This is a genomic window from Streptomyces bugieae, assembly GCF_036352915.1.
GTDB classification, from domain to species: domain Bacteria; phylum Actinomycetota; class Actinomycetes; order Streptomycetales; family Streptomycetaceae; genus Streptomyces; species Streptomyces endophytica.
The window spans coordinates 671306-695090 of sequence record NZ_JAZBJP010000002.1; the positions used below are offsets into that span (position 1 = coordinate 671306).

Sequence of the window (23785 nt, forward strand, 5' to 3'; positions counted from 1 at the left end):
AGGGCGATGGATGCGCTACCGGGCGCACGCTCCGGGCCGCCGGCGAGCCGCGCCCGTCCGGTTCCCGGCGGCGCGTCAGGGCCGGAAGGGCGCGGAAGAGCTTTCCTTGTCGGCCGCCGCCTCGCGGGCGTTGTCCAGTTCCCACCCTCGGAAGGTGAAGAACACAATCAGGACGCCGCCGCAGACGATGGCCCAGTCGGCCAGGTTCATCACGCTGAAACCGCGGACCGAGATGAAGTCGACCACCGCGCCCTGGAGTTGGCCGGGTGTACGGAAGAGGCGGTCCGTCAGATTTCCCAGCGCACCACCCAGCAGGAGGCCCAGGGCGATCGCCCACGGGACGCTGTAGAGACGGCGCGCCAGGCGAACGATCGCCAGGGCGACGGCCACGGCAATCACCGTGAACACGAGGGTGCTTGCGCTGCCCATGCTGAAGGCCGCTCCGGAATTGCGCATCACCCGCAGCTGCAGCCAGGTGCCTATGACGTTCACCGGGTCGTGGTGTTCCAGCTTCGCCACCACGGCCAGTTTGCTGAACAGGTCGATCGCATAGGCCAGGCACGCCACCATCAGGAGCAGCGGGATTCGTCGTGTGCCCCTGGCTTCCCTCCCCCCGCGCTCGCTCTCGCCACCCGCCGCGCCCCGCCCCGGATCCGTCACGTTCGGTCCCCTCGAAGTCCGTATGTCCCGCCTCATGATCGCGCATGCCGTCCGCCGGGGCAGGTCATACCCCCGCGAGGAGCGGCCACGGAGCCGTCTCCGCTCCACCCTGTCCACACACCTCCGGCCTGCCTTCCGGAGAACCGAAAGACAGGCCGGATCCAAGAGATCGGAGCGGTGCGACCGGACGGTCCGCCGGGATCAGACCGCCGGCGGCGCCGGGTAGGTCGGGTACTCCACCCCGGAGACGTGCTGGACGACGCGGATGACCTGGCACGAGTAGCCGAACTCGTTGTCGTACCAGAGGTAGAGGATCGCGTTGTCGCCGTCGACCTTGGTGGCGCCGGCGTCCACGATCGAGGCGTGGCGCGAGCCGACGAAGTCCATGGAGACGGCGTCGGGGGCGGTGGTGAAGTCGATCTGGCGCTTCAGCGGCGAGTGCAGGGAGACGTCGCGGAGGTAGTCCAGGACCTCCTCGCGGCTGGTCTCGCGGCCGAGCCGCAGGCTGAGGATCGCGATCGAGACGTCCGGCACCGGCACCCGGATCGAGCTGCCGGTGATCGGCGCCTTGAGGTCGGGCAGCGCCTTGGCGACGGCGGAGGCGGCGCCGGTCTCGGTGATGACCATGTTGAGCGGCGCGGAGCGGCCCCGGCGGTCGGCCTTGTGGTAGTTGTCCAGCAGGTTCTGGTCGTTGGTGAACGAGTGGACGGTCTCCACGTGACCGCGCAGCACGCCGTACTCGTCGTCCATCGCCTTCAGCGGCGGCACGATCGCGTTGGTGGTGCAGGACGCGCAGGACAGGATCTGCTCGTCCGGCTTGATCGTGTCGTGGTTGACGCCGTGCACGATGTTCGGGACGTCGCCCTTGCCCGGAGCGGTCAGCACGACCTTCTCGACGCCGGGGCGCAGGTGCTTCGACAGGCCCTCGCGGTCGCGCCACTTGCCGGTGTTGTCGATGAGGATGGCGTCCTTGATGCCGTGCGCCGTGTAGTCGACCTCCGACGGGTCGTTGGCGTAGATCACCTTGATCGCGTTGCCGTTGGCGATGATCGTGCTGTTCGCCTCGTCAACGGTGATCGTGCCCTGGAACTGGCCGTGGATGGAGTCCCGGCGCAGCAGCGAGGCCCGCTTCACGAGGTCCTGCTCGCCGCCCCCACGGACGACGATGGCGCGCAGCCGCAGGCCGTTGCCCGAGCCGGCCTTCTCGATGAGCAGGCGCGCGACGAGGCGGCCGATGCGGCCGAACCCGTACAGCACGACGTCACGGGGTGCGCAACGCTCGATCTTGTTGGCACCGGTGGCACCGGCGACGGCCTCGGCGGTGAACTCCGCCACCGAGAGACCGCGGTCGTCGGCCTTGTACGTCGCGGCGAGCATGCCGAGGTCGATCTGGGAAGGGCCGAGATCGAGCGTGGTGAGGGCCTGCAGGAACGGCATCGTCTCGGTGACCGAGAGCTCCTCACCCGCGATCTGCCGGGCGAATCGGTGGGTCTTGAGGATGCTGACCACCGACTTGTTCACCAAGGAGCGGCTGTGAAGCAGGACCGTGACGTCCCGCTCCCTCTGCAGCTTCCCGATGATCGGGATCATCGACTCCGCGATCTCCTCGCGGTTTATCCAGTTGGTGAACGAGTCGTCGTTGACAGTCACAGGATTATCTTTCGAGCTAGGCGGTGCTCATATGCTAACCCCTCGACTTTTTGATCATCCAAGCGGTCCCACCTGAACGGGATCCCGCCATCACCCTCATGACTACGAGGTGGGCGAAATGTCCTGCTTTGCCACGCAAGTCCGTTGCCTTTTGCGGTGATTAGCCCCCTCGGCGCGGGGACCGAAAACGACGTTGCGCCGGCCCCCGATGATCACTAAGGTCAGCCGGGTGACTGCCGGGTCGGCCATGGGCCATTCCACCGTGAGGCTCCCGGCCTCGGCGTGAGTTCGAGGCGGGCAAGAGCCCCGCCCCTCCTCCGTGTCTTCTCGCTCCGGCGCCCCCCACGCGGCGCCCTTCCCAGCACTTCCCCAGACCCGGAGACACACCACCCATGCCGTACGACCAACAGCACGCCCACACCTCCGAGCTGCCGACCACCCTCGCCCGGCTCAACCACACCGCCGTCTACGCCAGTGACCGCCGGCTCTCGGCCGAGTTCCTCGCCGCGATCCTGGGCCTCGCGGTCAGCGCGCCGTTCGGCCCCTTCCTCCCCGTCGACCTCGGCAACGGCGTCACGCTCGACTACTTCGAGAAGCGCGACGAACCGATCCAGCCGCAGCACTACGCCTTCCTCGTGCCGGACGCGCAGTTCGACGCCATGATCGCCCGTCTCGAAGCGGTCGGCGTCACCTACTTCGCCGACCCCCACCACACCGAACCCGGCCGGATAAACCGCCTGTTCGGCGGCCGCGGCGCCTACTTCGCCGACCCCGACGGCCACAACATGGAGATCATGACCCGGCCCTACGCCCGCCCGTAGGCGCGTCGCCACGCCTGCCGTCCCGGATCAGCACCCGGGACGGCCGGGCCGGTCCTCAGCCGATGCTGCGGCCCAAGTAGGCGGCCAGGCGGTCGAGAGGGCTCGCGTCCTCGGGGGCCGGCTGCGGCGGGGCGAAGGAGCCTGCGTCGGTGCGCGGCAGATCGCCGTAGATCTCCTGGACGACCGGGAGGGCGAGCTCGGCCAGGTGCTGGACGTCGTCGAAGGGGTGCCCGATGGCCCGGGCCAGGTCCCAGCCGTGGAGCAGCATCTCGATCACGACTTGCTCGACGAGCCGTCGCCCGGGTGCGGGGCCGTAGCGCTGGTCGAGCATGCCTGGGCGGCCGAAGGCGGACCGGGTGGACCGGGAGGCGAGACGGAACGCCTCGATGTGGTCGTCCCCGAGGTGATCGGCGGTGAAGTCGGAGCGGGGAGTGCCGTTGGCCAGAGCGGTCCAGAGCAGGTTCTCCCGGACCAGGTGGTTGAGCAGGGTGCGTACGTCCCAGTCGGCGCAGGGCGTCGGTTGGCCGAACTGGGCCGGGACGACCGCGGAGACCAACCTGCTGACGGCGTTGAGGACGTCGTCGCAGGCCTGGAGTACGCCCGCCGGCCCCCAGGTGTCCTGCCCCGCGTCGGCGTCGTACATCGTGTGGAGTTCCGCGGCTCGACTGCCTGGTGTGGGGTTGGCCCGCAGTGCGGTTCTCAGCCACTGGCCGGCGGCGGCCATGCTCGGCCGCGCGGTTCCGCCGTTGATGAGGCACAACAGGTGCCAGTACCGCTCGACGTGCGGGTCGGAGGCGACCTCCAGCTGTTCCAGGAGAAGCCGTCTGGCCCGGGCGTCGTCGACGGGCCCGACCGGGTGCGGATCGCCGGCCGGCGCAGTCTGTGTGGGTATCCATGCCGTCACGATGGCGGCGACGACGGGGTCGGCCGCGGGTGAGTCGGGGGCGATCCCCTGCTTCCTCGCCGTTTCCACCCGCCGCAGCCAGTCATCGGTGAGCCGTTCCGCCGCCTGGAGCGCGGCCGGGTCGTGTTCTCCTGGCCGGTGGTCGGCGGCGTAGCGGGCCATGCGGCGCATACCGGCCCGTAGAGCGGGGTCCTGGACGAGTGCGCCCAGTTCCAGCCAGGCGTCGACCTGCTCGTCGCTGGGGTCGGCCGGGAGGTCGGGGGTGGCCGCCAGCAGGCCCCTCCGGTAGGTGGGGACGTCCAGCTCCCCCAGGGTCTCGGTGACGAAGTCCTGGATGATGGTGCGGCGTTCGGCGTCGGACATGCGCGCCAGCTCGGTCATGGTGGTGAGTCCCTCGGCAGTGGTGTCGCGGCGGATGACGGAGCGCAGCACGGCCTGCTGCGATCGCAGCGTGCGGATCTGCGCCTCCAGCGCGTCGATGTGGGTCGCGGCCACCTGCGTCAAGGTGTCCTCGCGCTCCAGCACGTCCCGGATGGTCGCCAGCCCCAGGCCCAGCCCGCGCAGGGTCCGCGCCAGTTGGAGGCGGGCCAGGGCCTCGGTGCCGTAGAGCCGGTAGCCGCCGGGCGTCCGGCGCGCGGGAGGCACGATCCCGAGGTCGGACCAGTGCCTGATCAGCTTCACCGTCAGCCCGGTCTTCCGGGCGACCTCTCCGATGTTCCAGAACGTGTCTTCGCCGACGCGCATGCCCTCCACCCTTGGGTCTCCCACGGTGGGAGAGTCAACCGGCCGGGGTGGCCGGGGCGGTGTCGTGTCCCTCCAGCAAACGGTTGCGGAACAGGTCGAGTACGTCGTCCAGTGCTGCCCGGGTCGGCTGGCCCGGCGCGTCGATGAGGTGCTCGGTGAGTACGGAGTGCGGGCGCAGCACCGCGTCGGGGTTCGCGGCGTCGTCGTCGAGTTCGACGGCGACGAACGCGTCGCCGAGTTCGCGGCGGAGGAAGGCGAACCGGTCGCCCGGCACCAGGCGGTCCGAGCGGAAGCGCAGCCCCATGACCTGAAGGCCGTCACGTGCGCAGCGGGTGCGGACGGCGGCGAGGTCTTCGCTGGAGATGTCGATGCCGCCGGCCCGGCCCCTGGTGACGGGCAAGGGCAGCGAAGGCTGGGACAGGACGGGGGCCACGAGGCGCTCGTCGACGGCCATCGCCAGGGCGAAACCGCCGGTGAGGCACATGCCGACGGCGCCGACGCCGGGGCCGCCGCAGCGCTGGTGCTCATGGGCGGCCAGGGCCCGTAGCCAGGTCACCACGGGGGAGGACTTCCCGGTGGCGAGCATGGTGAATTCGCGGCTCACGCACACCTTGCCCAGGGAAGAGGCCACGTACGTGGCGGACTTGAGCCGGCGGCCGGCCGCGAAGTCGGCAGGGCGGCCGGGCGTGCCGAAGAGCACCGGGAGGACGGCGGTGCAGCCGATGGCGGCCACCCGTTCCGCGAAGTCCAGCACCTTGGGCGTGATCCCCGGGATTTCCGCCATCACGATCACCGCGGGACCGGTACCGCGACGCAGGACCTCGCGGGTGACTCCGTCATGGGTGAAGGTGTCGCGGTGAAAACCGGTCGGGTGCTGTTCCGCTGCCATGGAGTGCCTCATCCTGTCCTGATCAAGTCGGCGTAGTGCCACAAGAGTTGGATCAGGATGCCGGTCCTGCGGCGAGAGCGCAGCGGTGAGGATCACGTCGGCGCCCTCTCGCCTCATGTGGCGCTCTGTGGATGGCCGGCCGTTGCCGAGCGGGGTGGCCAGGACTGGGGCGCGAGGATGCCGAGGACGTAGGCGCGGGCGACCAGGGCGCATCGGGTGGGGGCGTTGAGGAGGTCGCGCAGGCGGCTGAGGTGGTAGTCGACGGTTTGGCGGGAGAGGCGGAGGGAGGTGGCGATCTCGGCGTTGCTGCGGCCCGCGGCCAGGAGGGAGAGGATGCGTACCTGACTGGCCGTCAGCGCGGGATGGGGTTCGTGGGCGAGGCTCTGGTGGGTGATCACCGCCCAGACACTGGCGGCGCGGGACGGGCCCCGGCCCACGGTGGTCAGGTGCAGTTGGGCGCGGCGCTGGCGGCCGCGGCCGTCGACGAGGACGGCGGAGGTCTGGATGCGCCGGCTGCGGCGGGCTATCAGGGCGTGCCAGCCCTTCCGGAGTGCGGGTAACTCCGGGGCGGGGGCGAGCAGGGTGTGTGCCCGGCGGCCCACGAGGTCGGAGAGCCGGGTCTGCAGGAGTTCGGCGGCTGCCGCGCTGGCCTGGAGGATCCTTCCGCCGGCGGAGATCAGGGCACACGGCAGTCCGCTGTGGTCGCGCAGCGCGTACAGGTTCTCCTCGGCCTGCTGGCGCTGGTGGAGGGCGCGGGTGTGGTCGCTGATGTCGATATAGATACCGGCCACGCAGGTCTGGGTGCCCTCGCGTACCGGGAAGCGGTGGCCGGCCGCGTGGCCGGTGGCGCCGTCCGCGCGGTGGTAGGTGAGGGTGTGCCGCACCGGTTTGCCTCGGGCCAGCACCTCCTGGTCCAGGGCGAGCACCCGGTCGGCGTCGGCCGGGGCGTCGACCTCGCGTACGTTCTTGCCGATGACGTGCTCCGGGGTCGTTCCGTAGAGGTGCGCGTAGGCGTGATTGGCCCAGAGGTAGCGGCCATCGGGGTCACGGATGAAGGCGGCGGCGGGGGCGAGATCGGCGAAGGCGTCGTAGCGGCGGGCGGCGGCGGGAAGGGGAACGGCGGGAGCCGGGGACGGGGCCGGGTCGCGACCCTCCCCGGACACCTCGACGGCGATGCCGCGGAGGCGGTCCTGCCGGGGCGGGTCCAGCGGCCAGTTCACGTCGAAGAGCCGGCCGTCGAACCGTGCCCGCCGGTGGTTGCCGGCGGGCAGGTGGTCGGCTGCCCGTTCGTGCTCGGTGACCTGCGACGCATCGGTGACGTGCGGCTGGTCGACGGCCTGCCATTGGTCCGTGACGGTGTCGAGGAAGCGCTGGGCGGTGCGGGTGTCGTCGAAGGCCCCTCCTCCGCTGTCGATCACCCGTAGCTCGCGGTCGGCTTCCCACCAGGACACCGGAAGGTGTTGGAGCAGCGACTTCAGACCGGTCTCGTCCACGACGGCCTCTCTGTGACGAAGAGACGGAGAGATGGGCGGGGCGTTCGGCTACCTCGCGTCCCGGCCGGCTCGCGCGCCGGGCCCCCTCGCCCTTGGCATGCGTATCCCCCGCCGCTACGCCGTATGCCCGGTTCTCGGCCGATCTGGTGGGCGCCGGGCTCCATACGGCATCACAGAACCTTCACAGCCGCTCGGCGAACTCCACAACTCTGGCGTTTGCCTGAGCGTTCGGCGCCCATGACAGCGGATCGGGCACCGCCGGGCTGGTTCTCTGGAGGTACCGCGTCGAGGCGTCAGCCGCCGCGTCATCAACGGCCGTTCCCACGGCCCTCCCCGCCTGTGAAGGAGACGGATTCCAGTGAGCACGGTGCTGTTCGTGTATGCCAAGGGCGGGCCGCCCTTGGGGTATGCCCTGTCACGGGTCGCCGCTCGGTCGGCAGTGCACCTGCTGGCACTCAGCACGCTTCCGCCCACCGTCGCCGCCTCCGCCGAGCGCCGGTGCGCGTCCGTGCGGACCGCCACCGGGCCCGAGCGGGGCGACCTGGTGTCCCTGATCGTCTCCCGGGCCCAGGCCGTGGGCGCGGACGCGGTCATCACCTTCTCCGAGTACGCCGTCGTCGCGGTCGCCGAGGCCTGCGAGAAGCTCGGCCTGGCCGGCGCCGGTGCCTCCTGTGCGCTCGCCCGTGACAAGCGGCTGATGCGCCGGACCTGGGGCCGGCGGGGCATCTCGCAACCGCGGTTCCGCCCGGTGGCCGACGAGCGGGAGCTGCACGACGCGGCCGCCGAGCTCCGCCTCCCCCTGCTGCTGAAGGCCGCCTGGAGCGCCGGCTCCACCGCGCACCGGATCATCCGTTCCGCCGAGGAGGTACCGGCCGCCTGGCAGCGGGCCCGCGAGGTGATGGCCGAATCCGCCGAACTGGGCTACGCCGAGCTGCACGTGGCCGACGCCGGGGCCGACTTCCTGGTCGAGGAGATCGTGCCGGGCACTGCGGGCGGCTGGTTCGACCAGCCGGGCTGGGGAGACTACGTCAGCGTCGAGGGCGTCGTCGTCGACGGCGTGTTCCGACCGGTCTGCCTCAGTGGCCGGATGCCGACGGTGGAACCGTTCACCGAACGCGCCGGCATCACCCCGGCCGCGCTGCCGACCGACGCCCAGCAGCGCGTCGTGGCCCTCGCCCGCGAAGCCGTCGACGCGCTGGGCCTGGAGAACTGCGGTACGCACACCGAGATCAAGCTCGGTGCCGACGGCCGGATGTGGGTCATCGAGACCGCGGCCCGGTTCGGCGGGGCGATGACCGTCCCGCAGATCGAGGAGGTCTTCGGCCTGGACCTCATCGGCATGCTCGTCGACCATCTGCTGGGCCGCCCGGTGACCTGGCCCGCCCGGGCCCTCACCCCGCAGGAGGCGCGCGGCGCGGCCGGCTCCTTCGTCGTACTGGCCGTGGACGGCGCCGGTGACGCCTGGCCGGACCGCCGTCGGTGGGACTTCCCGACCGTACGGGACGCGGTGCCGCTCAGCGCCGGCAGCCGGCTGTCCGTGGTGGCCGAAAACTCGCTCCCGGACGGATCGCCGGTCCCGGTGTACGACCCGGCCGCGGGCGCCAACACCATGGCCGCGCTGTGCCTGTTGTCCGCCGCCGACCCCGAAACCGTGCTCCAGGACTTCCGGACCCTGATGGACGCACTGCCGTCGGTGCTCCCCCAGGCGGAGAGCCACAAGGAGACGGAAACAGACGCGGAGACGAAGACGGAGACGAAGACGGAGAAAGCCGAGAAGGACGAGAAGGACGAGAAGGACGGGCAGTGCAAGGCCGAGACCGTGGAGGCACGCTCATGACCCTCGCCATGACCATCGCCACGACCACCGCCCCCGACCCCACGGCAGTTGACGACAGCACGGCAGTTGACGGCCACTCGACAGCCGAAGACCGTACGACCATCGGCGCGCAGCTGGCCCTCCCGCTCTTCCACACCCTCTGCGGCACCCTGGCCGGCCACCCCTACGTGAAGGTCGTGGTCGACCGCGTCGAGAACACCTGGCACCTGCTGGACGCCGCCGTCCACCCCTTCCACGTCGACTACATCGCCACCCGTGTCCTGGGTATGGAGCTGGCGGAACTCGACTCCTGCCTGGACGCGTTCAACGCCTCGGTCTACGCCGCCCCGGAGCGCAGGTTCCTGTTGGGCGTGCTCTCCCTGCACACCGACATGGGCGCGGGGACGGCCGGTGCGGGCACCCGGATTCCCACCGGCCGCCGGGCGCGTCCCTTCCTCGTACTGGAGACGACCGAGGCCGACACCATGAGCGGCCCGATGCTCCAGGAGTTCTACACGTTCGTTCGCCACCGGCTCGACAGCCGGCTGCCGCTGCTGCTGAAGCCCGCGAACCACGGTCAGGAACACGCCCTCACCGCGATCAGCGACGTCCGCGTGCCGCGGATCCTCAGCCACCAGCTGTTCGGCAGCCGCACCCGCACCCCGCTCAACCCCGGCGAGGCCGTCGGCCGGCTGCGCCACTTCCGCACCGCCCGGGAGTACGAGGTCTACGCGGCCGGCGCCGGCACGCTCGGCGGGTCCGACATCGTCGCCATGCCGTGCCTGCCCGACGACGTACCGAGGGTCGCCGGCTTCATCAACACCGCGCCCACCACGCCACTCTCGCACACCAACGTCCTCGCATCCGGCTGGGGCATCCCCAACGCCATCATCCGCGACCTGGACCAGCTGATGGAGGCGGAGGGACTCGCGGACGCGGACGCATGGGTCCGCTACGAGGTGCGGGACGACGACATCGCCCTCGTACGGCTCTCCCAGCCACCGACCCCGACGCTCACCCCGTCGCCTTCCCCGTCGTCTGCGGCGGGCGCCCAGACGTCGACGATGGATGCGTCGGACCCACGCCCCTCGCACCCGATCCGGCTGGAACCCCCGCTCCTGCACGCCGACATACCCGCGCTGCCCCTGCGCCAACTGCGCCGCACCGACCAGAACCGCTACGGCACCAAGGCGGCCAACCTCGGGGAACTGCATCACGTCCTGGCCGGCGACACGGCTGAACAGCCTGCACGGGCCGGACTGACTGGACCGGCTGGACCGGCTGGACCGGCTGGACCGGCTGGACCGGCTGGACCGGCTGGACCGGCTGGTGAATCGTCCAGCCGCTCCGTCGACCTGACCGCGTACTACGGCCGCCCCAGGCCGCCCCGCGCCGATCTCTACGCCCACCTCACCACCCGCCTGGGCCTTTCCGGACGTCCTGGCCTTCCTGACCTTCCCGAGGGCACGCGGGGCGCGCAACTCCGCGCCGCCGCACGGGACTTCGTCCGGGCCACGGTCACCGCTCCCGACGGCATCGCCCTTCCGTTCGCCCTGCAGCACCGCTTTCTCACCTCCTCCCCCGCCATACAGCAGGCCATCAGCGAGCTGAAGGCCGTCCTGGAGCGCGAAACGGCCGTCACGGTCGACGTCATCGACCCGCTCTGTCGGCGACTTCAGGACCTCGTCCAGCACGCCGCCCCGATGCCCGACGACGTGGCCCGTGCCATCACCGCCGCCCTCCGGGGGCTGTCCTCCGGCCCGTCCGGCGCTGCCGGTCGGCTCGTGGTGCGCTCGTCCTCCAACGCCGAAGACCTGCCCGGGTTCTCGGCAGCGGGGGTGTACGACTCGGTCACGGCGGTGCACGGTGCGGACGAGCTCGTCGCCGCGGTACGTCAGGTGTGGGCTTCCCTGCTGTCGCCGCGCAGCGTCCGGCTGCGCCACCAGGCGGGCATCTCTCCCGACGACACCTACATGGGCGTGATCATCCAGCGCTATCAGCCCGCGGACCTCGGCGGCGTGCTGGTGACCTGCAACCCGACCCGGCGCGCGGACTTCCGCAACGTCTACCTCAACTGCTCGCCCGGTTCCCCGGAGAACGTCGTCGACGGCACCGCGCTGCCGCTGCAGTACCTCTACAACACGGTCGAGGGCGGTGGCCGCACCGTCGCGCTGGGCTCGTCCGCCGAGGACCTGCCGGCCGCCACCCGCGAACGACTTGCGGACCTCGCCCTGACCGGCCGGCTGCTGCAGTCCCACTTCAGCGGCACCGCCCCCAGCCGTGTGGGCTCCGGTGACGCGCACGTGGATGGGGACCGGAACGTTGGCGCGGATGTGGACGTGGACGTGGACCAGAACGTTGGCGTGGACGTGGACATGGGCCAGAACGTTGGCCTGGACGTGGACATGGCCCCGGACGTAGACCGGCCGCTGGACATCGAATGGCTGATGACCGATCAGGGCGCCTTCCACCTGGTCCAGATCCGCCCCTACGCCCGGTGAGCGGCCACCTCCCCGGCTCCCGGGGCCTCCGTCATGCGGGCGGGCGCGCGAAGAGTTCGACGGACGCGCCGCCCCTGCCGCCCCGGGCCCGCCGCATCATCCGCCTGAACAACGGCTTCCAGCTCCTGTTCAACCTGCTCTGGTGGATGCCGGTGTTCTACGCCTACCAACGACAGGCGGGCCTCACCGACGGCCAGATCTTCGGCATCCAGAGCATCTACTACACCGCGTTCTGCCTCTTCGAGATCCCCACCGGACTGGTCGCCGACCGCATCGGCACCCGCAACTGCCTGCGGGCCGGCGCGGTCGTCATGACCGCGGCCAACCTCGCTCCGGTCTGGGCCCCCAGCTACACCGGCTTCCTCGTCCACTTCCTGCTCATCGCCGCCGGCCGCTCCCTGACCTCCGGTGCCGCCAGTGCCTACCTCTACGAGGGTCTGCGGGCCGAGGGCGCGGGCGCCCACTACCTGAAGGCCGAGGGACAGGCCCGCGCGCTCGGCCTCGCCGCGAAGGTGCTGTGCTGGCCGCTGCTCGGTCCGCTGATGGCCATGGCGCACTCCGCCCCGTACGTCCTGAGCGCGGCCAGCGCGGGCGGCTCCCTCGTCTGCGCCGTACTGCTGCCCCGCCAGGCCGCGGCCGTCCCCGCCGCGGGCCGGAAGCGCGCCACGAGCCACGAGGCGGCCGCCGCCCTGCGCGCCGTCCGCAGCACGCCCTGGCTCGCCCTGGTCATGGTGCAGGGGGTGGCCCTGTTCACGCTCTCCCGTATCTGCCAGGTCAACCTCTTCCAGCCGCTGCTGCTCGACCACGGCATCGGCGAGAGCTCGCATGGCACCGTACTGGCCGCCATGACCGTCGCGGAGGCGGTGGCCTCGGCCCGTCCGCAATGGCTCACCTCGCGGCTCTCTCCAGTGGCATGGGTGTCGCTGCTCAGCCTCGCGATGGCGGCGGCCCTGGCGGGCAGCACGCTCGGCGGCCCCTGGACGACCGTCGCGCTGCTGTGCGTGTTCGCCGCCGTGACCGGTCTGGCGTCTCCGCTCCAGCGGAAGCTGGTCAACGACGCGGTACCCGCGGGCGCGCCCCGGGCCACCCTGCTGTCGGTCGAGAGCCTCGTCGACCGCGCGGTGTGCGCCCTGGCGGCCGTCGCCGCGGGCGCGTACCTCTCGGCGCACCGCCTGGACGCCCTGCTGTGGCACAGCGCACTGGCCACCGCCGTCCTGCTGGCGGTCCTCCACCTGCTCCTACGACGACATCATGGCCGGGCCCGTACGGCGGAAGGCGGGGCGCATAGGGAGACCCGTGGGATCCGTGCGGAGGACGGCAGGGCACATACGGAGAGCCGAGGGGGCCGTACGGCGGAAGGCGGGACGGAGAGCCCTGGGGCCCCTTCGGCGGAAGGCGGGGTACACACGGAGGGCGGCCGGGCGGAAACGGGCCGTACCGACGAGATCCGGCCGGTCGCCACAGCAGGAAAGCCCTGACCCCCGCGCCCATACTGGAGGGGTGCGTACTGGAGGGGTACGGCGGTCGGACGGACCGGCCGAACCGGCTGGGCCTCTTGGGGGTGCTGGGCCTGCTCGACCGGCTGGACCGGCCGAACCGGCTACCGGGCACTACGGCGAAGAAGCCTTCCGTCCCGAGGAAGCCGGCGAGGCCGACCGCATCGACCTGGGAGCACTCGCCTACGACACGGTGAGCACCGAACGGCTGACGGCGCTGGGCGCCGGCCCCGGCTGGCACTGCCTCGACGTAGGCGCCGGGACCGGCACCATCGCCCGGTGGCTGGTGGAGTCGGCGAACGTCACGTCCGTCCTGGCCGTCGACCGTGACACCCGCTTCCTCACCGCCGATGCCCCGCCGGGGCTCGTGGCCCAGACCGCCGACGTCACCGCACTCGACTTCGACCCCGGCCGCTTCCACCTCGTCCACGCCCGCTTCGTCCTGATGCATCTGCGCCCGTGGCGACGCATGATCAACCAGCTGAGCTCACTGCTCACCCCGGGCGGCGTACTCGTGCTCAGCGACGCCGTCGACCTGACCACCTCCTCCGCCCCGGCCACCCCGTACACCCGGGTCATGCGCGCGATGTGGCAGGCCCTGCGCACCACGATCGGTACGGACATCTCCTGGGTGCCCGACTACCCCTCCTTCCTGCTGGAGGAGGGCCTGCACTCCGTTGCCGCCGAGATCCACGTTCCGCCACTACTGCCCGGCAGCCCCATCAGCCGCTTCTGGGAGGACACTTGGCAGCGCACCCACGACGCCATCCTCGCCACCGGCCAGGTGGACGAGCCCCAACTCGAACAGGCCCGCCGGTCCCTGTCCTCCCCACACTCCGCCGCCCTCTCCCCCGGCATGCTCACCGCCTGGGGCTGGAAACCCCGGCACACCGCCTCCCCACCCCCGTGATCCGGTGGCAGGCGACCGCACACCGCTACACCGTTGGCCCGTTGGATCACCGGACGCTTGGCACGTTGCCCGTGAGAAGATCCGTTCCCCCATCGGCCGGTTCCCGGCAGCCGAACGTGGAAGGTGTGGAAGGTAACGATGTACGCAATACCCCTGGGTGACGACGGTGCCAACGGCGGCAGCCGCGCCGAGCTGCGTCCGCTGGAGCCGTGGCAGGCCGAGGAATTCCTCGCCCACATCGACCGTGGACGGGAGTTCATCGGGCAGTACATCGGGCTGGCGGACCTGATCGTGGACCTGGACGCGAGCCGCGCGTACCTCCACTCGTACGTGGAGAAGGCCGCCGCCGACACCGGCCGCCTCTGCGGCATCTGGCTGGACGGCCGGCTCGTCGGCGGGGTCCTCTTCCGCACCATGGACGTCCATCAGGGCACTGCCGAGGCGGGCTGCTGGCTGGAGCCGTCGGCCGCGGGCAAGGGGCTGGTGACCCGAGCCGTACGCGTGCTCATCGACTGGGCCGTCGAGGAGCGGGGCATCCACCGTGTGGAGTGGCTGGTCGCGGCGGGCAACGAACCCAGTATCGCGGTGGCCCGGCGACTGGGAATGACCAAGGACGGCGTGCTGCGCGAGAGCTATCTGTACCGGGGCCGGCGCCACGACATCGAAGTCTGGTCGGTACTGGCCCCGGAGTGGCGCGCGGCCAAGCGCGGCGCCTAGGAGCCAGGAGCCCAGGCGGCCCACTCATCCCCTCACCGCCCTCGGCCCCTCACCGGTCTCACCCCTCACCGGGCTCGCCCCTCACCGCGTACGGAAGGAGACCATCAGGATGTACGTACTGGTGGCCAACATCCAGAGGGGAAAGACCAGTTCGGTCCAAGGGACGGAACCGACGACGAAGAGCAGCACGAGCGCGGCCGCATAGCCGAGCCAAGCGAGCCAGCGCGGGAAGACCCGCAAGGCGAGTCCGATGGTCGTGGTGGACAGCGTGAACACCGCGGCCATCCGCATGGCGTAGCTCGCCAGCAAGGTGAGCGTCGCCCGCCCGTAGGTCCACAGGTCCTGCGCACCGGCCGGGACGTTGCCGGTGATGGCGAGCAGGCCGCCGGCGGCGGCCCCCGCCGCGAGCACCAAGGCGGTGAACATCAGCCCGCTGCACAGGAAGAGGGTCGCGAAGAACCTGTTCTCCGCCCGCTCTTCCTCAGTTCCCGAGCCGGCGTTCGCCGGACGCCCGATGTCCCGCTCCGTGCGCCCGATGTGATCCCGTACGGCGCCCATGAACCACAGGAAGAAGATGCCAGCGAACGGCAACAAGCCCAGGGCGACTTCCAGGATCTGACGGTGGGACGATCGTGACGGCCACTCCCCCGCGCGGACCGGGATCGGGGAAGGCAAGCTGATGCGGATGATCATGAGTACGGCGGCCAGCAGCAGCGCAGCCAGCACTCCGGCCGCACCAGCCGCCCGCGGCGTACGCAGCGCCCCGCCCGGCGTGACCTCCAGAGAGTCTCTCTCCTCCATCGCCCCATCGTGGCGCCACCTCGCCCCCGACCGGCTGCACAGCCACCCGGCGTCCCTGACGGCCACTGAGATGGCTTACAGCCTCTGGGCACCGAGGCACGGCACAGCACTTCACCTCACTTCACCTCCCTTCGCTTCACCTCACCACTACGCATCACACCACTCTCCAACCTTCCCTACTTTCCTCAAACTTCCTCATTGCACTGACGAATAGAGGAGGTTAAGGTATTTTCATGCCTGATCGTTTCTACTCCGTGGAGCAAGTAGCGGAGCACCTGGGCCTGCATGTCCGCACCATTCGGAACTACGTGCGGGACGGACGTCTGCACGCGGTGCGCATCGGCAAGCAGTACCGCATCGCCCACGAGGACCTGGAAGCCTTCACCGGCCGCCCGGCACCCGCACCTCCGGGCGACGCGGACGAACGGCGACCGCACCAACAGAAGCAACAGAAGCAACAGCACACCGAGGTCTGCAGCATCGTCGAGATCGACGCGATCACCCCCGAGAGGGTCGACCGCCTGACCAACCTCCTGATGAGCGTGGCCACCGACCGCGGTCCGGGCCATGCGCCCCTGCGGATCGAGACGGCCCACGACAAGGAGAGGGCCCGGCTGAAGGTCATCGTCCTGGGCGGTCTCGCCGACACGGCCCGGGTGCTCGAATGCATGGACGGAGTGCTCGCGACATGAGCACGAGGACGAACACACGAGGACAAACAGGAGCATGAGCGCGAGCACCAACGCCCCCACCAGCACAAGCACCAGCACCAGCACCAGCACGATCTACAAGACCGAAGCCGGTGCGAGGGAGATCCAGCAGCGTTACCGAGAGATGCTCCAAGACTGGCCGGTCCCCGCCGAGGAGGTACGGATACCGACCCGCGAAGGCGAGACCTTCGTCCTCGCCTCCGGCCCGAAGGACGCGCCGCCCGTACTACTGCTCCACGGATCGGGAGCGAACACGACGATGTGGCTGGACGACATCGCCTCGTGGTCGCAGCACTTCCGGACGTACGCCCTGGACCTCATAGGCGAACCGGGCTTGAGCGCCCCCTCCCGCCCGCCCTTGTCCTCCGACGCCCATGCGCTCTGGCTGGACGAGGTGTTGGAGTATCTGGGCGTGAGCCGAACGGCGATCGTCGCCACTTCCCTGGGCGGATGGGTGGCACTCGACTACGCCACCCGCCGGCCGGACCGAGTGACCCGTCTGGCCCTGCTCTGCCCCGGCGGCGTGGGCCGGCAGAAGGTGGCCTGGCTGTTCAAGGCCGTGCTCCTGCGCGCGGTCGGACGCCGGGGGGTGCGCCGGTCAACCGCGGCCGTCACCGGCCTGAGAGCCCCCGAGACCCAGCATCTCCTCGATCACGTCATGCTGACCTTCACTCACTTCAAGCCCCGCACCGAGCGGCTCCCCCTCTTCCCCGACAGTGCGCTGCGCCGCCTGACCATGCCCACGCTGGTGACGGTCGGCAGCCGCGACGCCATGTTCGACTCCGAGGGCACCGTCCGGCGCGTACGCCAGTGCCTCCCCCACGCGACCGTGAACGTCCTCCCCGAGGCCGGTCACGCCCTCCTCAACCAGACCGACTCGGTCCTCACGTTCCTCCGCGGCTGACCGACTTTGCGAAATAGCACCGCGCCCATCCCGGCGCAACCATCACACGACACCGGACGGACGGTGGACTGTGGTGACCGGCACCATGACGCGCCGTAGTGGCCTTTTCGTACGGTGACCAGCAATCCAGCGGTGTCCCCGCACGCAGACCTGTGGCCGGGCACCTTCACACCGGCCTGCGCCCGCGCGCAGACACGGCACACCGCTGGGTCGCGGGCCCGACCGGTCCCTACGGTCCGACCGGCTCGTACCGTCGCCACATCGCCACATCGCCACATCGCCACATCGTCACGTCGCCACATCGTCATGTCTCCACGTCGTCACGTCGCCACGTCGCCACAGGAGGTCACGGTGACGCTCCCCCCACCGCACACACCGTCCCACCAGCAGACTCCCGCGTCCCCAACCGCTCCAGCACAGCGCCGCCGCCCACGCGCACGTCTGACCCGGCTGGCCGCCACCTGCCTGATAGCCGCGGGCACCGCAGCGTTACTCACCCCCACGCCCGCCGCAGGAATCAACAACCACCACACCAACACCGCCGCGACGGAACGGCCGACCACCACCCTGGAGAAGATCGCCAACTTCGGCGCCAACCCGGGCAACCTCACCATGTACGTCTACCGACCGCCCCAACTCCCGTTACATCCCGCCGTGGTTGTCGCCTTGCACGGCTGCACCCAGAGCGCCCGGATCTACGCCGACAATTCCGGGCTGACGACCTTCGCCGACCGGTACGGCTTCCTCCTGGTCTTCGCCGAGACGACCTCCGCGAACAACCCCGGCCAGTGCTTCAACTGGTTCCAACCCCTCGACAACCAGCGCGGCCAGGGAGAAGCCGCCTCGATCCGGCAGATGGTCGCGTACGCCAATACCGCCTACGGCACAGACCGCTCACGCACCTACGTCACCGGCCTGTCGGCGGGCGGCGCCATGACCTCGGTGATGCTGGCCACCTACCCCGACGTCTTCACGGCGGGCGCCGTCGTCGCCGGCCTCCCCTACAACTGCACCAAGGACACCGGGCCGTTCACCTGCATGAACCCCGGCGTCGACGGTACGCCCGCCGCCTGGGCACAACGCGTCCGCGACGCCTACCCGTCGTATTCCGGCCCCTGGCCCCGCGTGGCGATCTGGCACGGTGACAACGACACCACGGTCGCCCCGAGGAACGCCGACGAACTACGCGACCAATGGACCGCCGTCCACGGCCTGAGCCAAACCCCGGACCGCACCTCCACCATCGGCCCGAACGCCACCCGCAGTCAGGAATACCTGGCCACGGACGGCACCGTAGCCGTCCAGGTCAACAAGGTGCCGGGCATCGGCCACGGCACTCCGGTCGACCCGGGCACGGGCCCCCAACAGTGCGGCCGGACCGGAACCGCGAACTTCATCGCCTCCATCTGCTCCAGCTACTGGATCACCAAATTCTTCAACCTCGGTTCTTAGCAGGGCGGTTCTGCCGCCCGCCGGCGGCCGCCCCCGCCACCCTCATCACGAACTGCCCGCACACTTCCTGGGACCGGCGCGTCCTGGGGCGCGGGTGGCACCGATGGAGGCGAGGGCCACGGCGAGGACACCGGCCCATTGGGGGACGGCCAGGTGCTGGCCGAGCAGGACGAGGCCGATGAGGGCGCCGACGGCGGGTTCGAGGCTGGTGAGGACGCCGAAGGTGCGGGGCGGCAGCCGGCGGAGGGCCTCGAGGTGGAAGGTGTAGGGCAGAACGCTGGAGAGGATGGCGACGACGGCGGCCAGGGCGAGGGTGGTGGGCTCAAGAAGTCTGGAGCCCGCCTGGGCGATGCCGTACGGGAGGCTGAGGAGGGCACCCCAGGTGACGGCGAGGGCCAGACCGCGCCCGTCCGGGACGCGTTCCGCGAGCCTCTTGCCGACCAGGATGTAGCCGCCCCAGCAGCATCCGGCGAGGAGGGCACAGGCCAGTCCCGCGGTGTCGAGCGGAATGCCGGAGTGGCTGAGCAGCACGACACCCGCCGCGGCCAGGCAGGCCCACAGCAGATCGGCGGCCCGGCGCGAGCCGAACAGCGCGATGGCGAACGGGCCGAGGAACTCCATCGTGGTGGCGGCGCCCAAGGGGAGACGGTCGACCGCTTCGTAATAGCTGAGGTGATGGACGGCGAGCAGGGTGCCGGCGGCGGCCGCGACGCCGAGGGTGGTCCGGTCCCAGCGCAGCCCGGGGCGCCACAGGGCGGTGAGGACGACGGCGGCCAGGCACAGGCGCAGGCTGACCACTCCCGCCGGACCCACGACGGGGTAGAGCCGGGTGGTCAGCGCGGCCCCGCACTGCAGACCGAGCACGCCACCCATGACCAGACCGGGGGCGGGCACTGCGCCCAATCCCCGGCTGATCACGGCAATGGCTTGCGCACGGCGACTGACGAGCTGACTGATGGCACCCTCCGTCCCTCCGCCCGTCCGCCCGGTGGCGTCTGGCCGGACGGGGAATCGCATCGCCCGGTCGCACCGACCTGCAACATGGCACAGCGAAAATGGCATGGCGACAACATGGCCACAACCCCCGACGATCAACGAAATCCGCATCACTCCGGGCCCGTTGACCTGGCGAATCGGCAGCCGCGCCGCACATGGCAGCTGCGTCCACCTGTCAGGTTTCCGTGGGAGGAGGAGGACAGCCGCATCAGGTCTTTGCGGGGACTTTGCAGGACCCATGGAGTCCGCCCCGTCCGGCCCGTGGGCCCCGTCCGGCCCGTGGGCCCCGTCCGCCCAGTGCGCTCGGTGCGCCCCGTGCGCCCCGTGCGCCAGGCAGCTCAGCCGCGAAGACGAGGACGGCCGTCAAGTGTCGCCGCATCCACTCCGGCCTCACTGAGCACCCCGGCGGCCACGCCACGACCGATCTGGGCGAGCCCCAGAAGCAGGTGGTCGCAGTCGATACCTGCCGAACCCGCCGCCTCGGCCCGCTCCTCCGCGATCGCGATCGCCTTACGGGAGTAGGGCGTCCAGGCAATCCGCTCCGCCGCTTGCGACGCCCCCATGCTCAGCCGCGCCCCGACGGCCTTGTGCAGGTCCTCGGGCGATACGTCGGCGGCCCGCAGCAGACGCGTTGCCGTGTTGTCCTCCGCGGTGAGGCCCCAGAGCAGGTGTTCCGTCCCGATGTAGTTGTTGCGGTGATGCACCGCGGCCTGCTTCACATGCACCATGGCCTGGCGGAGGTCGTCCGTCATGGTCTCGGGCCCGTAGCGCTTGTGGGGTGCGTGAAAGCGCTGCTGCACGGCTTGCCTGGTCACGCCCAGCGCCGTACCGATGTCCGTCCACGAGCTGCCGTGCATCCGGCAGTGCTCGACATAGTCCTCGACCAAGTCGTCTGCCAGTGCTTGCAGTTGACCGGCAAGGTTCGCCGCCACCGTGAGCAGTGCGAGCCAGTCCGGCTGTTCTTGTCCACCGGGCCGGTGCGCGGCATCGCAGGTCCTGTCGACTTCCGCTATCAGGTCGTCCAAGTCTGGGAGAGGCATGAGGCAAGTACGCCTTGACAATTCCCGTTTGTCAAGGCGCACTTGCCTTCCTGTCCCCCCAACGTCACGTACGCTGCCGGATATCCAGCACGCACCCCACCTCCCACCTCCCACCTCCCATCCCCCACCTCCTCCCATCCGCTCCGAACGGCCCGGCACAGTGATCACAAACGAACCCCCGCACCTCCCGTCGCCCGACGTTCTCTGGTCCCACGCCGCCACCCTCGCCGCCTGGAGTAGCGAGCAACAGCTCCCCGTTCACAACTACCGCCTTGACGAGACCGGACTGCGCTCCGCGGACGTGGGGAACGGTTGGTGGGCCCTGTCCTGGGTCGAGGGCGGACGAGCCGTGCTCTACGGCATCGACCACGACTACAGCGACACCGTCGGCCTGGCCCCGCCCGTCGACCTGCTGGCCGACGGACCCTCCTGGCTGCCATGGCAGTGGCTCGACGACGTCATCGCCGGCGGCGAGGAGATCGGTTTTGTGTACTGGTGGGACGGCCGGGAGTGGGCGCGGGCTCCGTACCCCGTCGAGGTGCACGACGACGGCGTGCACAGCATGGTCCCGACGGACGACAGCGAGGTGCGGCAGGTCTGCGATGCCCTGGTGACCGACGGCGCGGACCCGGCCGCCGTACGCGAGCGCGAGGCGGCACACCGACGAACCGCTGCCGCCCCGGTCCCGAACGGGGCCGCCGTGTTGCCGGCCGGCCAGGGCGAGCCCACCGACCGGAGGGTCCCGTGCTGGCTTCCTGAGCAGCACGCCGCGGTACTCGCCGTGGAGATGAAGGCAGCCACCGAACTCAACCGCCCGGCACCGCCGGCCACGCCGGAACGGGACCGACTGATCGCCTGGCTACGCGCCAACGGCCCCCGGACGGAGGGGAGTTCGGCGCTCTCGGCAACGTTCGTGGACGCCGAGGACACCGATTACGGCCGCGGCGCGGACGGATTCCTGGACGTGCTGGGCCGACGCATCTTCGGCGAGACAGCCACGCTGCTGGCCGCCCTACGGAACGCGGAAGCCGACCCCGAACGGGGCCGCTGGCTATACATCCGCATAACAGTGACCAACTCCGACACCGACTCTGACATCGACACCGACACCGACACCGACACCGGCACCGGCACGAACACCACGAGCACCATCGAGCGCGGCTACGACTGCCTGCCGGACTGGTGGCCGGCCAGACGTGGAATCGTCGCCACCCTCCCCCACACCGTCCGCCTCGAAATGGCACGCCGAGCGGCCCACTGGCGCCCGAACTGGGCCGGCCTCCTCGACGAAGACATCCGCCGCGACGGCACCCCGGCCCGGCTTTGCCGGGTGGAACTGGCACCACCCCACATCTCGGCTGCGAACGCGCACGCGGATGCGCATATGAATGCGGCCGCGGATGCGGAGCCAGGTTCGTAGGGAGTTGGCACTGCCGTGGTGCGCTGGCCGGGAGCCCCGGAGGATGTGGAGCGCGGACACCACGTCGAGTGGACCGTCGAGGAGGACATCGCCTGGGCCGGCAACACCCGACCGACTGCCGACACCACGCCCGCACTGCACGAGGACGGCGACCAGATCGTCCTCCGAGGCCGACTGAACCTCACCGGAGACGGAGCGGCCTTCCTGGACCTGGGCAGCGGTACCCAGATCCTCTTCGACCTCGCCGACCCACCACCTCCGGACGAAGTCCATGGGACATGGGTCGAGATCCGCGTCAGGCGGGAGAGCGTCAGCCTGTGGCCCTACCTCGTCTGAAGTGGCCAGAGGGGTCTCTGCTGGTGGGCGGCGGTGGTGGGCGGCGGGGCTCTGTCGTATCGACGACGGGCCCCGGTGGAGGTGAGACGCCCCCGCCGTGGTGGTCACCGGTCAACTTCTGCAGAGTGCTCGCGCTTCGTCCGCGGAGGGCGTGGTGCGTGCCGGCGATCACGGCCTGACCTCCTCAGGCTCGGGCTCGAGCTCCCAGGTCTGCTGCTTGAGCGCCATGCGGGCGGCGGGCGCCCGGCCGGGGATGCTCGCCCAGTACGGGTGCGTGGCGATCCGCACCGACAGCTGCTGCAGTCTGCGGCGCAGCACCGTGGTCTGGGATGGGTTTTCCTCGCACGAAAGCTCTCGGTACGCGGTGTACCAGGCGCGCTGAGCCTGCACGAGATCTTCGGGGAAGGCATAGGGAGGAGTCACACGAAGATTGCATCACATGTTCGAATTGCGGTGCAGCACACGTACGAGTGAATCCGGCCCTCTCCCTCATTGAGCCGGTGGGCCGCCACCCGACGCCTACGTGGCAGCCGAGGCAGCCGACCGCTGAGCGCGCGCCCGGGCCTGGTCCGGGTACCACCTCGTGAAGCGGACCGCGCCCACGAGCAACGCGATCGGAATGATCCAGTTGAGCCAGTCCGCCCCTGACGTGGTGTGCAGGGCGAGGACGCCAAGCAGGGCCGTCACCAGGAACACCGCTCCCCACACCGCCGTCAGTACCCGGTTGACGTGCCGGAAGAGCGGGCTCCCCCAGTACGCGCGGGGCACGGACTCCCGGGCGTACTGCTCGGTGAACGGCATGAAGGCGAGGGAGGTGAGGGCCACAACGGCCAGCACCCCGGCGGACAGGGTCTGGGCGTATGTCTCCAGCCAGATCAGGGCGTGGCGGTCGAGGACCAGCGACAGGATGCAGATGACGGCGAAGAAAAGCATGCCGGCGATGTCCAGGATCTTCAGGCTGCGCCGCCTGATGTCGGGGATGCTGGCCCCGATCGCCGTGATGAGCGCGGCGAGTGCGGCAAACCCCCACGAACTGGGGCTCGCCACCACGGCGAAAATGATCCAAGGGGCGAAGCCGAGGAAGAGGTTGAGACCGCGTGTGGCGTCGGGGCGTCGCGGGTCGCTCGGTGACGGCGCGTCGTCGGGCTTGGGCGTCGTGTCAGGGTGGGTCATACGAAACCTCCGGTCGACTCCGTCCGGTCCGGCATCCCTGCTGCCATGCTGTGCTCCACGGACCGGAGTCGCATCCGGTGCGCACCTCGACTCGGCGAACCCGCCACTACGGCGAGTGGCCGTTGCTCGACGACAAGCAACACCCCGAGCAAGGATTCGACGACGAGATCCCCGAGCCGGTCGACGAGGAGCCTCCATACCCACGCCGGGGCTCACTGATGTTGAGTTCCGCTCCCTGCCAGTCGTTCAGCGTTCGACCTTCGGCGCTTTAAGATCACGGACGATCGCCGTACATCAAGCCGTTCGGATCGGCGTTTCAGGGAGCGGAAGCGGAGGGGGACCGAGGGGGACC

Annotated in this window: 20 protein-coding genes and 1 pseudogene; 11 read left to right on the top strand and 10 right to left on the bottom strand. The window is 70.4% G+C overall.

What is annotated here, in order from left to right:
* Positions 1 to 75: 75 nt before the first annotated feature.
* Positions 76 to 696, bottom strand: a complete 621-nt coding sequence (gene lspA / locus V2J85_RS08085; RefSeq protein WP_419836754.1) for a signal peptidase II — start codon at positions 694 to 696, stop codon at positions 76 to 78.
* Positions 697 to 861: 165 nt separating this feature from the next.
* A complete protein-coding gene (locus V2J85_RS08090; protein ID WP_261954040.1) occupies positions 862 to 2310 on the bottom strand; it encodes a glyceraldehyde-3-phosphate dehydrogenase in 1449 nt (482 codons plus the stop codon).
* 392 nt (positions 2311 to 2702) lie between these two features.
* On the opposite strand from V2J85_RS08090, the gene V2J85_RS08095 reads away from it, so the two are divergent.
* Positions 2703 to 3131 carry a VOC family protein gene (locus tag V2J85_RS08095; RefSeq protein ID WP_261954041.1) on the top strand — a complete coding sequence of 143 codons (429 nt, stop codon included), beginning with the start codon at positions 2703 to 2705 and terminating at the stop codon, positions 3129 to 3131.
* 55 nt (positions 3132 to 3186) lie between these two features.
* On the opposite strand, the gene V2J85_RS08100 is transcribed toward V2J85_RS08095, so the two are convergent.
* From V2J85_RS08100 to V2J85_RS08110, 3 genes are all read right to left on the bottom strand, one after another.
* Positions 3187 to 4779, bottom strand: a complete 1593-nt coding sequence (locus tag V2J85_RS08100) for a TIGR03086 family metal-binding protein (protein ID WP_261954042.1) — start codon at positions 4777 to 4779, stop codon at positions 3187 to 3189.
* Positions 4780 to 4813: 34 nt separating this feature from the next.
* Positions 4814 to 5668 (bottom strand): dienelactone hydrolase family protein, encoded by an 855-nt coding sequence (locus V2J85_RS08105; protein WP_261954043.1) that lies wholly within the window; start codon positions 5666 to 5668, stop codon positions 4814 to 4816.
* Positions 5669 to 5781: 113 nt separating this feature from the next.
* A complete protein-coding gene (locus tag V2J85_RS08110) occupies positions 5782 to 7161 on the bottom strand; it encodes a PAS domain S-box protein (protein ID WP_330821066.1) in 1380 nt (459 codons plus the stop codon).
* A gap of 358 nt (positions 7162 to 7519) precedes the next feature.
* Between V2J85_RS08110 and V2J85_RS08115 the strand changes: the two genes are divergently transcribed.
* From V2J85_RS08115 to V2J85_RS08135, 5 genes are all read left to right on the top strand, one after another.
* Complete coding sequence (locus tag V2J85_RS08115; protein WP_330821067.1) at positions 7520 to 8998, top strand: ATP-grasp domain-containing protein; 1479 nt, start codon at positions 7520 to 7522, stop codon at positions 8996 to 8998.
* Positions 8995 to 11478: a PEP/pyruvate-binding domain-containing protein gene (locus tag V2J85_RS08120; protein ID WP_330821068.1), complete on the top strand. Its 2484-nt coding sequence runs from the start codon at positions 8995 to 8997 to the stop codon at positions 11476 to 11478. Before V2J85_RS08115 ends, V2J85_RS08120 begins: the two co-directional genes overlap by 4 nt.
* Entirely contained in the window at positions 11475 to 12956 is a 1482-nt protein-coding gene (locus tag V2J85_RS08125) for an MFS transporter (protein WP_330821069.1), read from the top strand. The genes V2J85_RS08120 and V2J85_RS08125 overlap by 4 nt, the downstream gene beginning before the upstream one ends.
* Positions 12957 to 13167: 211 nt before the next feature.
* On the top strand, positions 13168 to 13884 hold the full coding sequence (locus tag V2J85_RS08130) for a class I SAM-dependent methyltransferase (RefSeq protein ID WP_330821070.1): 717 nt from the start codon (positions 13168 to 13170) through the stop codon (positions 13882 to 13884).
* 138 nt (positions 13885 to 14022) lie between these two features.
* Positions 14023 to 14601, top strand: coding sequence for a GNAT family N-acetyltransferase (locus tag V2J85_RS08135; RefSeq protein WP_261954049.1), 579 nt, complete (start codon positions 14023 to 14025; stop codon positions 14599 to 14601).
* Positions 14602 to 14682: 81 nt separating this feature from the next.
* Here V2J85_RS08135 and V2J85_RS08140 read toward each other — a convergent pair whose 3' ends face one another.
* Positions 14683 to 15402 carry a hypothetical protein gene (locus V2J85_RS08140; protein WP_330821071.1) on the bottom strand — a complete coding sequence of 240 codons (720 nt, stop codon included), beginning with the start codon at positions 15400 to 15402 and terminating at the stop codon, positions 14683 to 14685.
* A 233-nt stretch (positions 15403 to 15635) separates the two neighbouring features.
* On the opposite strand from V2J85_RS08140, the gene V2J85_RS08145 reads away from it, so the two are divergent.
* From V2J85_RS08145 to V2J85_RS08155, 3 genes and pseudogenes are all read left to right on the top strand, one after another.
* Positions 15636 to 16094 (top strand): helix-turn-helix domain-containing protein, encoded by a 459-nt coding sequence (locus tag V2J85_RS08145; protein ID WP_261954051.1) that lies wholly within the window; start codon positions 15636 to 15638, stop codon positions 16092 to 16094.
* Positions 16095 to 16128: 34 nt separating this feature from the next.
* Entirely contained in the window at positions 16129 to 17016 is an 888-nt protein-coding gene (locus tag V2J85_RS08150) for an alpha/beta fold hydrolase (protein ID WP_330821072.1), read from the top strand.
* Between the two features lie 576 nt (positions 17017 to 17592).
* Positions 17593 to 18459 (top strand): annotated as a pseudogene (locus tag V2J85_RS08155) (extracellular catalytic domain type 1 short-chain-length polyhydroxyalkanoate depolymerase); the annotation flags it as partial.
* 54 nt (positions 18460 to 18513) lie between these two features.
* On the opposite strand, the gene V2J85_RS08160 reads toward V2J85_RS08155, so the two are convergent.
* Both V2J85_RS08160 and V2J85_RS08165 read right to left on the bottom strand, forming a co-directional pair.
* Complete coding sequence (locus V2J85_RS08160) at positions 18514 to 19362, bottom strand: EamA family transporter (RefSeq protein WP_330821073.1); 849 nt, start codon at positions 19360 to 19362, stop codon at positions 18514 to 18516.
* A gap of 440 nt (positions 19363 to 19802) precedes the next feature.
* Complete coding sequence (locus tag V2J85_RS08165) at positions 19803 to 20489, bottom strand: Clp protease N-terminal domain-containing protein (protein WP_330821074.1); 687 nt, start codon at positions 20487 to 20489, stop codon at positions 19803 to 19805.
* A 175-nt stretch (positions 20490 to 20664) separates the two neighbouring features.
* Here V2J85_RS08165 and V2J85_RS08170 point away from each other — a divergent pair, with 175 nt between their 5' ends.
* The gene (locus V2J85_RS08170; RefSeq protein WP_330821075.1) at positions 20665 to 21924 is read left to right on the top strand and encodes a hypothetical protein; all 1260 of its coding nucleotides are present in this window, start codon (positions 20665 to 20667) and stop codon (positions 21922 to 21924) included.
* A gap of 15 nt (positions 21925 to 21939) precedes the next feature.
* Complete coding sequence (locus tag V2J85_RS08175; RefSeq protein ID WP_261954056.1) at positions 21940 to 22260, top strand: hypothetical protein; 321 nt, start codon at positions 21940 to 21942, stop codon at positions 22258 to 22260.
* Between the two features lie 168 nt (positions 22261 to 22428).
* On the opposite strand, the gene V2J85_RS08180 is transcribed toward V2J85_RS08175, so the two are convergent.
* Positions 22429 to 22683: a hypothetical protein gene (locus V2J85_RS08180; RefSeq protein WP_261954057.1), complete on the bottom strand. Its 255-nt coding sequence runs from the start codon at positions 22681 to 22683 to the stop codon at positions 22429 to 22431.
* A 96-nt stretch (positions 22684 to 22779) separates the two neighbouring features.
* Positions 22780 to 23433 carry a DUF3159 domain-containing protein gene (locus V2J85_RS08185; protein WP_330821076.1) on the bottom strand — a complete coding sequence of 218 codons (654 nt, stop codon included), beginning with the start codon at positions 23431 to 23433 and terminating at the stop codon, positions 22780 to 22782.
* Positions 23434 to 23785 lie beyond the last annotated feature (352 nt).

Bases quoted from the DNA above. Each gene is read 5' to 3' on its own strand.
- V2J85_RS08135 (WP_261954049.1), top strand. From the start codon at position 14,023: ATGTACGCAATACCCCTGGGTGACGACGGTGCCAACGGCGGCAGCCGC.
- V2J85_RS08185 (WP_330821076.1), bottom strand. From the start codon at position 23,433: ATGACCCACCCTGACACGACGCCCAAGCCCGACGACGCGCCGTCACCG.
- V2J85_RS08120 (WP_330821068.1), top strand. From the start codon at position 8,995: ATGACCCTCGCCATGACCATCGCCACGACCACCGCCCCCGACCCCACG.
- V2J85_RS08140 (WP_330821071.1), bottom strand. From the start codon at position 15,402: ATGGAGGAGAGAGACTCTCTGGAGGTCACGCCGGGCGGGGCGCTGCGT.
- V2J85_RS08145 (WP_261954051.1), top strand. From the start codon at position 15,636: ATGCCTGATCGTTTCTACTCCGTGGAGCAAGTAGCGGAGCACCTGGGC.
- V2J85_RS08105 (WP_261954043.1), bottom strand. From the start codon at position 5,668: ATGGCAGCGGAACAGCACCCGACCGGTTTTCACCGCGACACCTTCACC.
- V2J85_RS08100 (WP_261954042.1), bottom strand. From the start codon at position 4,779: ATGCGCGTCGGCGAAGACACGTTCTGGAACATCGGAGAGGTCGCCCGG.
- lspA (WP_419836754.1), bottom strand. From the start codon at position 696: ATGAGGCGGGACATACGGACTTCGAGGGGACCGAACGTGACGGATCCG.
- V2J85_RS08150 (WP_330821072.1), top strand. From the start codon at position 16,129: ATGAGCGCGAGCACCAACGCCCCCACCAGCACAAGCACCAGCACCAGC.
- V2J85_RS08095 (WP_261954041.1), top strand. From the start codon at position 2,703: ATGCCGTACGACCAACAGCACGCCCACACCTCCGAGCTGCCGACCACC.